The 12,323-nt window shown below is 66.7% G+C and carries 10 protein-coding genes; 5 read left to right on the top strand and 5 right to left on the bottom strand.

Annotation, left to right across the window (positions count from 1 at the left end):
* The first annotated feature begins 63 nt into the window (after positions 1-63).
* The 3 genes from FS532_RS04440 to FS532_RS04430 are packed head-to-tail and all read left to right on the top strand — an operon-like array spanning position 64 to position 1,391.
* Positions 64-246, top strand: a complete 183-nt coding sequence (locus tag FS532_RS04440) for a hypothetical protein (protein ID WP_144750622.1) — start codon at positions 64-66, stop codon at positions 244-246.
* On the top strand, positions 227-496 hold the full coding sequence (locus FS532_RS04435; protein ID WP_144750620.1) for a hypothetical protein: 270 nt from the start codon (positions 227-229) through the stop codon (positions 494-496). The genes FS532_RS04440 and FS532_RS04435 overlap by 20 nt, the downstream gene beginning before the upstream one ends.
* 28 nt (positions 497-524) lie before the next feature.
* Positions 525-1,391 carry an McrC family protein gene (locus tag FS532_RS04430; protein WP_186321904.1) on the top strand — a complete coding sequence of 289 codons (867 nt, stop codon included), beginning with the start codon at positions 525-527 and terminating at the stop codon, positions 1,389-1,391.
* A gap of 290 nt (positions 1,392-1,681) precedes the next feature.
* Here the strand turns inward: FS532_RS04430 and FS532_RS04425 are convergent, their stop codons facing one another.
* The 4 genes from FS532_RS04425 to FS532_RS04410 form a co-directional block, all read right to left on the bottom strand.
* Positions 1,682-4,831 (bottom strand): type ISP restriction/modification enzyme, encoded by a 3,150-nt coding sequence (locus FS532_RS04425; RefSeq protein ID WP_144750616.1) that lies wholly within the window; start codon positions 4,829-4,831, stop codon positions 1,682-1,684.
* A gap of 1,358 nt (positions 4,832-6,189) precedes the next feature.
* Complete coding sequence (locus tag FS532_RS04420) at positions 6,190-7,740, bottom strand: PTS transporter subunit EIIC (RefSeq protein WP_144750614.1); 1,551 nt, start codon at positions 7,738-7,740, stop codon at positions 6,190-6,192.
* Between the two features lie 45 nt (positions 7,741-7,785).
* The gene (gene murQ, locus FS532_RS04415) at positions 7,786-8,709 is read right to left on the bottom strand and encodes an N-acetylmuramic acid 6-phosphate etherase (protein ID WP_144750612.1); all 924 of its coding nucleotides are present in this window, start codon (positions 8,707-8,709) and stop codon (positions 7,786-7,788) included.
* Between the two features lie 10 nt (positions 8,710-8,719).
* A complete protein-coding gene (locus FS532_RS04410) occupies positions 8,720-9,607 on the bottom strand; it encodes a MurR/RpiR family transcriptional regulator (protein WP_186321903.1) in 888 nt (295 codons plus the stop codon).
* A gap of 214 nt (positions 9,608-9,821) precedes the next feature.
* Between FS532_RS04410 and FS532_RS04405 the strand changes: the two genes are divergently transcribed.
* Positions 9,822-10,631 carry a hypothetical protein gene (locus FS532_RS04405; RefSeq protein WP_144750608.1) on the top strand — a complete coding sequence of 270 codons (810 nt, stop codon included), beginning with the start codon at positions 9,822-9,824 and terminating at the stop codon, positions 10,629-10,631.
* On the opposite strand, the gene FS532_RS04400 is transcribed toward FS532_RS04405, so the two are convergent.
* Entirely contained in the window at positions 10,632-11,276 is a 645-nt protein-coding gene (locus FS532_RS04400) for an NUDIX hydrolase (protein ID WP_144750606.1), read from the bottom strand.
* Positions 11,277-11,367: 91 nt separating this feature from the next.
* On the opposite strand from FS532_RS04400, the gene FS532_RS04395 reads away from it, so the two are divergent.
* Positions 11,368-12,315, top strand: coding sequence for an ADP-ribosylglycohydrolase family protein (locus FS532_RS04395; RefSeq protein WP_144750604.1), 948 nt, complete (start codon positions 11,368-11,370; stop codon positions 12,313-12,315).
* Positions 12,316-12,323 lie beyond the last annotated feature (8 nt).

Raw genomic sequence — 12,323 nt, 5'->3', positions numbered from 1 at the left:
ACTTGCTGACGCGACTCAACACGCAGAGCCAAGACCACGATGCGAAGGTCGGCCGTCGTTCCTGTGCGCGATCTCGCCGGGACCGGTCTGCAGGACGTGTGGCGGTACGAGATCCTGCCGCTCTTGGCGGAGCACCACTACGGCGAAGGTGTCGACCTGGAGGCGCGGTACGGCCTGGCAACGCTGCGTCGCCAGGTGGCGCCCACGTCGACGGACGGGGCCGAAGGTGCTTCCGTCGACGATTGAGCTGCGGGAAGCGGACCAGCCGGTGGTGCACCGATTGCCGCGCACGGTCGCCGTCGGGCTCGCGTCAGCGAACATCGCGACCGTTGCACCCACGCTCGGTGCTGATGAGTACCGCGTGAGTGGTGTCCGGAAGGTCGGCGTTGTGCGGATCGTCGGGCACACGGTGTGGTTGAAGCCAAAGACGCCGGTGCGGCGGCTGTTCGCGATGCTGGTGTACGCCCGCCGGGAGTGGGATCTGGACCGAAGATGACTTCGGGTTCGAGGAAGACGATGACCTCGTGCCGGCGTTGGCGCACGCGTTCGTGCGGCAGGCCTTGCGGGCGCTCGCCGGAGGGCCGCTTCGCGGGTACGTCACGCGCGAGGACGCGGTGCCGCTCGTGCGTGGTCGGTGGCGGATCGGAGACCAGCTGACACGGCGGGGCGGGCAGCCGCTGCCGGTCGAGGTGTCGTTCGACGACTATGCCGAGAACCAGGTACTGCTGACCGCTGCGACGCGGTTGCTGCGGCTGCCCGGCGTTCCGGCGGACGTACTCGGGGCGCTCCGGCGGCTCGTGCGGGTGCTCGGCGGGGTGTCGGTGATCCCCGTCGGGGCGCCGGTGCCGGCCGTCCGTCTTGATCGACGGAACGCGCGGTACGCGTCGGCGCTGGCGTTGGGGGCGCTCGTGCTGTCGGGGTCTTCGGTCGAGCAGCGCGCCGGGTCAGTCGTCGCGTCGGGGTTCCTTGTCGACATGTGGTCGGTGTCCGAGGACTTCGTGAACGCGGCGCTGCGAGAAGCCTTCAAGCCGTACGGGGGAGAGCTGGTGGCGCAGTACGCGTCGACGCTGGATATCGACGGGACGGTGAAGATCGCGCCGGACCTCGTGTGGCTCGTCGACGGGGATGTGCGGGCGTGCATCGACGTGAAGTACAAGGTCGAGAAGCACGGGCAGTACCCGAACGCTGATCTATACCAGATGGCGGCGTACTGCCGGATGTTCGGGTTGGGGGAGGGACACCTGGTCTACGCCGCAGGTAGTGCTGAAGCGCGACTCATCGACCTGGTCGACGGCCCTTTGGTCCGGCTGTACGGGCTAGACCTCAGGCGCCCGACCCCCGCCGTCGTAGGGCAGCTACCGAGCGTCGGCCCGGGAGAATCAAAACGCTAAGTTGGCGTGCGCGCACAGACTTGCTGGCAGATGTAAGCGCTCGACGTGACGGCGGAGACGCGTCGAACTGAACAGTCGTAACCAGCGCGGCCCGCGCTCCGCTGACGGAACGGCGACACGTGTTTTCGTGCACTTAATGTATCTCGAGTGGGTGGCAACGCGCCTAAGGGGACTCCATCGGGCGCGAAACCTAGAGCATACTCCGACGGGTTACACCAGTCTCGGTGACCGGGGTCGGCTAGCCCCTGCCCAAATGAGTGATGCCTTTCGAGGCCCTGCTAGTCGGATGGCTAAATTCCCGGAGCGATTTCACTCAACACCTCATTGGCGGACGCGCATAACTCTATTAGAGTGATGGCGGAACCGACAACCTTTTGTATTTCCTCTGCGTGCGAGAGCGACATGGTCCAGTCTTCTCGAGCCTTGAAAAAGCGCGGGAGAACTCGGTAGCCGCTAATCCGCCATTTCCAGGCTGCCTCGGGAACTCCGCTTAACTTTCGGCCATTTTGGAACACGATTCTGCCGTCCGCCCAGGTGGCTGGACCGAAAGCATCCGGAGTAGATGAACCGAGCCAATGCGTCGTGGATGAGACGCCTTGCTGCTCCCAAGCAGATCTAATCTTCCGACCGAGGTCTCGCGCGGACCTGAAGAGCGTTACGCTGCCCGTCAGCGGAATGCGAAGGTCGTCAGCTTCGAGCGCCCGCCAATTGCGCTCGGTGTACGACGGTGCGGACAGGAGAGCGAGGACGTAATTGTAAGCCCCGTCGAAGTCACCCGACTGCCCGAGGCTCGACAGCCATCTTTCAATCACCGGCGAGAAGTTGTGTACGAGACCGTTCTCCCCTCGTCGCCAGGCTGGCCAGATTGCTTTGCCACCCCGATTATTGAAGCTGTGCTGGTCCGGGAGGAGTGAGCTGTGAATGACAGCGGGCCCGGCGCCTTGTCCACGTGGGTTAGTGATGAGGGCAATGCCGGTTGGCGTCGAAAAAACTTCGTGCAGATCGTCGCGATACCAGTCGATCCAAGCGCGATCGTCGTAGAGAAAGCGTCGATCGAGTGGCCTATACAAAACCTCTCGAAGGTGCCCGGTGTCCAGGCCGGCAACGGTGGGCGGACGCTGAGAAGTTCGCGTCCTCTGCGCCGTAGACCAGGCGTCACGGCGACCTGAATCGCTCAACCTGCTCCAGTTTCCTAACTTACCCGTGAGGTATGGGTGAACTTGTTTACCCGTGGGCGGGATTTCCCCAAGCACGCTTTCTCTGGTCGTTCCCAGCGGGGAGAATGGTGATTTGTCGCGTGCGGTCTGAAACCCGGTGAGGGGTTCAGAATTGAATAAATCAGGTAGTGAAGGCGCTTTTTCGAGAACTTCGGAATCCCACCGAACCGGTGAGAATCCATTCTTTGCGGTGACAAATACCTCGTCGAATGCGGATGGGTCGAAAGTGGCTCCAAGGATCTCCAGTTTTTGCCGGCGAGAACCAAACAGTCGCCTGTGATGGAACTGAGCAGCCCCCGCATACCCGCGGTCATACACAAGCCAAACGATCGCTACACCGGTCTGAATGTCGAAAATATTTGCATCGCCTCCCGCGAAGTCGTTGGCCCCATCGCTGCCGCGGGTATCACCACCCAGGTCGAGGATCCAAGCCTCCTTAAGGTTCTGCTGAGCGATTTTCCGGAGACCACCGAGAGATCCGCCTTGAAGCCACGTGCGATTCGTGATAAATGCGACGATTCCGTGCCGATCGCCCCCGGCGAATCGAGGGTAAGAGGCAGTTGCAGTACGCTGTTCCGGCGACTGCATTGCCCAAAGCGACCAAAGCCAGAACGCCACGTACAAGTCGCGAGTGCTCTTCAGATCCCGACGCCGTTCGAGCGGCGTCGCTTCCGTCAAAGACTCAAGAAGGCCCTTTGCGAAAGGTTCGAGAGTCGATGTAGCAGGCAAACGCTCGTACGGCGGGTTACCGAAGACGACCATGAGGTCATCGTTAGTCTTGACGGCGTCTGCAGATTTGCGTTCTTTCATCATTTCGCTGCCGGCGATACCAAATCCGGACTCAACTAACAGATCAACCTCGGGGCCTGCGAGAGTATCCGTGAGATAGATTGGAAGGCGCTGGTCTGGCTTACTGCCTAGTATTCGAAGAAGAACCTCGAGGCGCTGATGCGCAATCGTGTAGGGGCCCGGGAGAAGCTCGAACGCGGCTAGTCGGAGGGACACAAGGTCGTTGAGCACTGCATCGACCGGAAGGCCCCGCTCTGCGGCTTTCCGGGCGGCAGCCTGAACGAGTCCTAAGAGAAATGTTCCCGTTCCCGTTGCCGGGTCAAGGAACTTCGATTTGGTATCGAGAATTCCGTTCTCGATGGATAGGCTCTGTCGAAGCAGCACGTCGGTGCCATCCACTATCTGATCAACCACTTGAGTGGGAGTGTAGTAGACCCCAGATGCTTCTCGCGCTTTTGAGTCGTAAACCGCAAAAAAGGGCTCATAAGCATGCACGATTGGGTCGGTTACGTTGCGGTCAGCTGCCCCGGGCTCGTACGCAAAGAGCGATAGAGGAATTAGGTTAATGGTTTGAACGAGGCCTTGCAGGAGGGGCAAGAGCGTAGCGGGCCGAGATCCGTTAGACCACAAGATTTGCAGACACTGAGACAGAAGGGGATGTGTATCGTGCTTTAAAGAAACTTGATGGTCAATAGCGATCGTCGATTGCGACTCGAGTCGCCAAAGGAGCGAACCAAACGTTGCAATTTGTACGTAACTATCGACGAAGCGATCCCAGGTGAATCGCTGACCGTTGCGGAAAATCAAACTCTCAAAGTCGGAACGGAGTTCGTTGAGGTTCGCCCCCGCGGCCTCGGGGCCGATTTCGATCAGCGCGCTCCTCAAAGAGCGAGCGCGTACAGCAAGTGCGGATACCGCAGACTGGATCGTCGCATATTCCGACAACGGAGCGGAGAAGAAGTCGGCGAGCAGGTCTCTCAACTTGGCAGTGTCTTCGTCGCTTGGGAATACGACGAGCGCCCCAGGGTCCGTTAGCGTTTCCTGAGCACCGATCTGCGCGTGTGCAACCAGCCGGCCATCTCGATAATGCTCCCACTGCCAGCCATTAGTAAGGAGCAGGTTTGGCAGACCGTCGATAAAGCGAGAGCGCTGCTCCGCATCGTGGCCCTTTAGATGACGAAGGTTCTTCGAAGCGGCTTTGAGTTCGACCCAGCCAACAAGTTCACTGCCTCGTACCGCTTTCCAATCCGGGATGCCCACCAGGTCAGCACTTACCTGAGGTATGAACGCGAAATCTGGACCTGTCAGGTACGCTGCGCTCTTCAGTAGTGTTTCGAAAGCGGAGTATAAAGAAGCCTCGGCTTTGGCGCCGGAGACCGCCAGGATATCGCGAGAGGAGTCAATGAATGATGCGATTGCCTGGTCGAGGTCCATACTTAGACCCTAGAGGTCGCCTTGACTGTCGTCCAGTGCGCCTCGCGGGACGCGCCTCGAAGCGACGAGTCTGAGATGGCCGATCACGATGATCCCGTCGATCCGGGGCTGTAGCTGCTGGGTGTTCCTAGTGCGCGCTTCCACGCTGTGATCAGCGCGCTTCGCTGACGGAGGTGAATTGTTTGGGTGGCGCGGGGAAGTTGCTCGCTGACGTGTTTCGCCGGTGGGTGACGGGACGACTGTTAGGGGGGGGGGGGCGGCCTGGTGCGAGTCCCCTCATCCGAGGGCTTGGGTGGTCCCGAGGCGTCCACTCGAACCGCGGAAGACTCGGTGAATCTTGCCGCGCAGAGGATCTGCTGGCGTAGGGGTCTCGGCGCGAGCTCCATAGGGCATAAGTGCTTTGTGGGAGTTGAGAGCACTTCCGATCCGAACGGCGGTATTTCGTACCGCGGTCGACGTCCTTCGAGGGTCGTCCTTGTTGACGCCGCGGGTCGCCAACGACATCGGTGTATCGGGTACACGTCGGAGACCGCCGGCCTCTCGGGCCTCTATCGCGACCTCGTGCCCGGCCTCGGCGCGGCGTCTGTCGGGGTTAATGCGGATTCGGGCGTATGAGCAGCCTCGGCGGCGCAGTTCGCGCCCGAATCGGCTCAGATGTGAGCACGCGCTCGCCTAGGCGAGTCTCGCGCTGGCCTTGTCGTCCATGATTGCTTCAACCTGCAGCGGAATCGCCCCGAGGACCGCGGTGCCTTAGTCGGCAGGCAGGTCACGCGGCAGGACCGCGACCTCCCCCCAGTACCTCCCTGCCGACGCCAATTGCACCTTGACCAACCGAGTCGGCCTCGACTGGCCCCCCCCCCGACCCCCGGCGGCGGCAACCCCGGGAACCGCTGTCGCGAATGCTCCAGCCGGATCATCTTCTCGGCAGCATCCGGGCGGTTGCGGTCGGAAACCCTTCAGCGTGCTCGCGTTCAGGGCGATCGGCAGCACCGCGGCGATGGCCCGGATGGAAACGACGGAGAGCCCGAAGTCGATCCCCACGTGTGCTAGCCCGATGGACCGCGGGAACCTCCTCGGCGAGTCGCCGAGCGGTCGAGCGGTCTTGGGACAGACGTCGGCCGCGACGTCAGCCCTAACTCACGAGCGGCGTCGACGATAGACGTCGAGGCGGCGCGGGCACGCTCCGACGAGTCCTTCGGGATGTGCAGAGACGTGAGGGCGAGCGTCGCTCCGGCTCCGGCTCCGGCTCCGGCTCCGGCTCCGGCTCCGGCCCGGCCCGGCCCCAGCCCCCGCAGCTGCCGCGAAGGTGGAAGCGGCCAGATTGGCGTGACGAAGGTGGGTGCCTGCCCCCAACCGCATCAGCGCGTAGCTCCGGTGGGACCGGCCTCCTTCGCGTCGGCGGGCTGGGCCGCGGTGACGACGTCGAGCGGGGCACCCGGAGCCGACTGCGCTTCGAGGTCGGCCCGCACCGAGTCGGACACCCCGAACAACAACGTCGCCACGAACCCCACGACGTACGCCACAACGAGCCCCGACCCGTACCCGAGCAGCGCCCACGCGTATCCGGACGACCCGTTCAACAGCGGGATGAGCGACAGGTCCGAGGCGCCGATGGCAATCGCCCCGACGGAGTGCCCGAGCTGATCGAACAGCCCGACGACACCGCCACCGAACGCACCACCGATGCATGCGGTGGTGAACGGCCGTCCGAGGGGGAGCGTCACGCCGTAGATCAGGGGCTCGCCGACACCGAGGAACCCAGCCGGCAGCGCACCACGGATGGTCCGCACGAGCGAAGCGTTCGAACGGAAGCGAACCCACAGCGCGATGCATGCACCGATCTGCCCGGCACCACCCATCGCCAGCACGGGCAGCAGCACGGTCCACCCGGTCTGGTCGATCAGGGTGGTGTGGATCGGGATGAGTCCCTGGTGCATGCCGGTCATGACGAGCGGCAGGAAGAGACCTCCGAGCACGAAGCCGGCGAAGGCCCCACCGTTCGCGAGCAGCCAGGTCGCAGCGGTGCCGATCGCGACCGAGACGACACCGGCGACGGACATGAGCACGCCGAGCGTGATCGACCCGGCGACGAGGACGGTCACGGTCGGCACGACGATGAGCGCTATGACATCGGGCGTGACCCGGCGCATGAAGCGCTCGATGTAGGCCGCGAGGATGCCGCCGGCCAACGCCCCGAGCACGCCGCCCTGCCCGGGCGCCAGGGTCTCGCCGAACACGGTCACGTTGGCGACACCGGCCGCGACGATGATGCCGCCGACGGCACCGCCGAGGATGGGCGTGCCGCCGAACTCCTTCGCGGCGTTCATCCCGACGAACACGGCGAGCAACGACAGGAAGCCGGACGAGAGCACGCCGAGGAACGGCGTCACCCCGGGCACCCACCCGAGGTTCGTCAGGATGCCGTTGATCCCGGCGATGAGCCCGCAGGCGATCAGCGCGGGGATGAGCGGGATGAAGATCGCGGAGATCTTCCGGATCGCGCGCATGGTGCGGCCGTCGGAACGGGACCGCGCGGAGGCCTTGATCGACGCGCCGCGAGCGGCGAGCTCCTCGGGCGACGCACCGGACGCACCGAATGCACCCGACGCGGCAGCGGCACTGGATGCACCAGCCCCACCAGCCGCAGCCACCGGGGCGGCCGCGCGCAGGGCCTCCAGGTCGTTGGCCACGCGGTCGACGAGACCCGGGCCGAGCACGATCTGCAGGTTCGAGCCTGCCGCGATGGCGGCCATGACGCCGTCGGTGGCCTGCAGCGCCGGCAGGTCGACGGACCCGGGGGACGCGACCTCGACCCGCAGCCGGGTCATGCAGTTCTCGACGTCGGCGATGTTCGAGGACCCCCCGACGGTGTCGAGGATCCGTTGTGCGAGTTGCTGTGCATCGGCCATTGATGGGGCTCCTCGGGGGAAAGAGAGGGATGAAGGGGGAGAGCGTCAGAGGACGGCGCGCAACGAGCCGCCCGCGGCATCGAGACGGGAACGGACGTCAGCAGCGGACGCCCCGGTGAGGATCATCGCGATGGCGGTCTTCACCTCGCCGCCGGCGTCGTCCAATGCAGACGAGACGGCCGAGTCCGAGGCGCCGGTCACGTCCTGCACGAGCGAGAACGCCCGCGCCACGAGCTTCGCGTTCGTCGCCCGCACGTCGACCATCCGGTTGCCGTACGTCTTGTTGCTCCGCACCATTGCGAGCGTGGTGAGCATGTTGAGGACGAGCTTCTGCGCGGTCCCAGCCTTCAGGCGGGTGGACCCGGCGATGAACTCGGGACCGACGACGACGTCGATGGCGATGTCGGCGTGCCGCCCCGCAGCCGAACCCGCGTTGCACGCGACCGAGACCGACAGGGCGGACCTGCGCCGCGCCTCCTGGATGGCTGCGATCACATAGGGCGTTCTGCCGGACGCGCTGATCCCGACGACCACGTCGTCGGACGTCAAGCCGAGCGCGTCGAGGTCGCGGACGGCCGCGTCTTCGTCGTCTTCGGCGCCCTCGACGGCGGTGGTGAGCGCGACCTGGCCGCCGGCGATCAGGCCGAGCACCTGCGAGGGATCGGTGCCGAAGGTGGGCGGGCACTCGCTGGCGTCGAGGACGCCGAGCCGGCCCGGCGTGCCGGCACCGACGTAGACGAGGCGGCCGCCGCGCGCGAAGGCTGCGGCGATCCGGTCTGCCGCCGCTGCGATGGCCGGGAGGCACGGCTCGACTGCTGCAGGCACGCTGCGGTCGCCGGCGTTCATTCGTTGAGCAGCCTCGAGGGTCGAGACGAGGTCGATGTCGTCGAGGCTCGCGTCGGCGGCCTCGGTGGTGAGGTCTTTCAGCTCGTCGCGGAGGAGGTCGTGGTGCAGCTGATCGTGGTGCATGGTGCTCGATTCAGGAACGGTGGTGCGTGCGGACCGCGTGGCGGCTGCGTGCGAGGAGCGGGCGGGAGCGATCGTCGGTGCGCTGGGCGACGACGACGAAGAGGGCGTCGACGATGGCGAGCTGGCTCATCCGGCTGCCCATCGCGGCGGGGCGGAGGTCGCTCTCGGCGCCGGCGACACCGAGCAGGACGTGGTCGGTGTGGTCCATGAGCGGCGAGGTGGCGTGGCCGGTGATCGCGACGACGGTGGCGCCGTTCTCGTGGGCGAGCGCTGCGACCTCGAGGGCCTCGGTCGTCGTGCCGGAGTGGCTCGTGATGACGAGGACGTCCTGTGGGCCGAGGACGCTCGCGAGGGTCAGGGCGTTGTGCGGGTCGTCGGCGATCGAGCTCGCGATGCCGATGCGCTCGAGCTTGAGGTGCAGGTCTCGGGCGACGATGCCGCTCGCGCCGACGCCGTAGAGGACGACCCGGCGGGCTTCGCTGATGCGGATGGCCGCGGCCTCGAGGGCGTGCGGGTCGAGGGTCGCACGGGTGTCGCTCATCACGGCCCGGACGTCCTCGGTGACCTTCGCGATCACGGTCGCCACGTCGTCGTCGACGCTGACGCCGGCGTGGATCTCGGTGTCCGCTCGCTCGTGGATGCCACGCTCGACGGCCCGGGTCATGCTCCGCTGGAGTGCGGCGAAGTTCGCGAAGCCGAGGTGCTGGGCGAAGCGGGAGACGGTGGCGGGGGAGACCCCGGCGCGTCCGGCGAGCTCGGCGGCACTGGTCGTCGCGGCGGTCGCGGGCTCGTCGAGGACGGCGTCGGCGATGGCGCGCATGCTCGTCGGCATCGTGCGGGACTGGGTGCGGACGAGGGCGAACGCGTCGGCGCGGTCGGTGCGATCGGTGATCGTCATGCGCTCCATGAAAGCGCATTGCACGGGCGGGCGCTAGGCGTGAAAGCAAATTGCCCGTTACGGCGGGGCGGGGCGGGCGCCTGTTCGTTCAGTGAGCAGAAGACGTCGAGTCACTGCGGTGGACTCGACGTCTTCTGCTCACTCGATGCGCGGCGGCGGTGCTTTCGGCGGCACCCCGGTGTGGCACCCTGGACCTGACGACAGGGGAGGGCTCGTGGGGGACGACGATTCGTCGAGGCCGGAGGGGATCGGCCGAGGACTGCTGGTGGTGCTCGCCGTGGTGGCCCCGATCGCGACGGCGTTCGCCCTCGGCCTCCAGGTCATCACGCTGATCTCGGTCAGTTGGCGCACCTTCAACCACGGCAGCTGCGACTACCTGGGCTCGCAGATCGCTGCGCTGGTCATCGGTCTCGGCGTCCCGCTCGTCCTCCTCGCCATCGGGATCGTCGCGGTGCGTCGCCGCCGGGACGGTCGACCGGCAGTCGTCCTGACGGTCGTCGCCGCCCTGTGCGTCGGTGTCGCCGGGGTGTGCGTCGTCCTGCCTGCCGTCGGTGTCATCCGGCAGGCACCCGCCGACGATCGGGCCTACCGCGCGACGCTCGCACAGGACGAGCTCGACGAACTGGACCCTGCGGACCCGGCCGACGCGCACCAGGCCGCGGACCGCATGGACCCCGAGATCACCGAGGCGCTCGGTGTGCTGCACCTCCGTCGTGACGCCGTGGACGTCCGACGTGACTTCACCGCGGGGAAGACCGAGGGGGGCAACGCCTGCACGACCTACACGGCGACGATCGCGCTGCCCGACTCCCTGGACCGCGACGCGACAACCGAGGCGCTGTCGGACCACTTCGACGATCGGGACGAGGCGAGCCGCGGCGCCGACCACGCCTACACGTACCAGGGGGACGGGGATCCGTCGCTCCGGCCGGCCGACACGCTCTCCGAGATCGAGTACCGGGCGAAGTCGAACGAACTGCTCGTGGAGAGCGATTGCATCATCCCGCGAGCAGCGGGGAACTGATCAGCCCCGCCGGTACCGCGTCGCCGGCTTCCCCGGCCCCTCGGCTCGCTTCGCCTCGGTCGCCGTCAGCATCGGCAGCATCGCCCGCCGGAACGAGTCCGGCAGGAGCGCCTCGCCGCGGATGGCCTCGTGCACCCGCCGCAGCTCCGTCATCGTGAACGGCTCGGCCAGCAGTCCGTGCGTGTCCGGCGCGTCGGAGTACGCGGCCCGGAGTCGGGCGACCGCGAACGCGACGATGTCGTCGTGCCCGTGCACCATGCCGAGGGTGTCGGCGACCGGCACGATCCGGGCCCGCGAACCATCGGGCTCGAGCGCTGACGCCGGCACGACGTCGAGGTGCGCGACCGACAGTACCCACCCCCGGTCGTCGCGCGAGGGGTCGTCGAACACGTGCAACTGCTCCGGCGCGAGCCCCGTCACGCCGGCCTTCGTGGAGAGCGACCGCAGGACGGCCGAAGCCAGCTGCTCGCCCTCGTGCACGAACGTCCCGGGCAGCCGCCAGTCCCCGTCGACCGCGTCGAGCACCTGCAGCACCGAGAGCGGTCCGCCCGCGGGAACCGTGAGCACCGCGGTGTCCACGGCCACCGACGGGCGCGGGTAGTCCGTCAGGCGCTTGCCGTCGGCGTCGCGGTACTCGTTCGTCATGAGCACGAGTTTACGCACACTTGCGCAAACCAGCAGGAGCGTGCAGACTCGCTTTTACGCAATTCCGCGTAAACCTGCATCGGAGGCTCACATGACCACGCAGACCACCGTCCAGGTCGACCGGGCCGTCGGTGCCGTCCTCGGCTCCGCCGCCGGCGACGCACTCGGCGCCGGCTACGAGTTCCGCCCCGCCGTCCCAGCGCCCACCCCGATCCGGATGGCCGGCGGCGGCTCGTTCGGCTGGGCCCCGGGAGAGTGGACGGACGACACGAGCATGGCCGTCCCGATCCTCCGCACGGTCGCGCGCGGCGGCGACCCGGGTTCCGAGGAGGCACTCGACGGCCTCGTGGCCGCCTGGGCAGCGTGGTCGGTCAACGCGCCCGACGTCGGCATCCAGACACGCAACGTCCTCACCGGCCTGGAGGCACGGACCGCCTCCCACGCTCGCGCTGCGGCCCGGCAGGAACACGACTTCAAGGGCCGCTCCGCCGGCAACGGGTCGCTGATGCGGACCGCCCCGCTGGTCCTCGCCTACCTGCGTGGGGACATCGGAGAAGAGGAGCGGCTCGCCTCAGCGGCGCGGGCGATCAGTGACCTGACGCATTTCGAGACGGACGCAGGGGACGCGTGCGTGCTCTGGTGCGTCGCGATCCGGCACGCGGTGCTGACCGGGGAGCTCGACGTCCTCCGCGGCCTCGACCTGCTCGACCTCGACCGGCGCCGACTGTGGGTTGACCGCCTCGTCACGGCGGAGCACTCCGAGCCGGTGGACTTCACGGACTCGAACGGGTGGGTCGTCTCCGCGATGCAGGCCGCGTACGCCGCGGTCAAGCACAGCACCTCGCTCGAGGACGCCCTCGTCCGAGCCGTCCGCACGGGCAACGACACCGACACGGTCGCGGCGATCGCCGGAGGCCTGGCCGGAGCGATCTACGGGGCATCGGCGCTGCCTCCCGAGTGGCGCGAGCTGTTGCACGGCTGGCCGAACCTGCGCGCGGACGACCTCGTCACGCTGAGTGAGCAGGCGCTGACCGCGTGACCCGGCGC

Source organism: Curtobacterium pusillum, assembly GCF_007673235.1.
Lineage (GTDB): Bacteria > Actinomycetota > Actinomycetes > Actinomycetales > Microbacteriaceae > Curtobacterium > Curtobacterium pusillum_C.
This window is presented reverse-complemented; position numbering and strand designations above follow the sequence as displayed.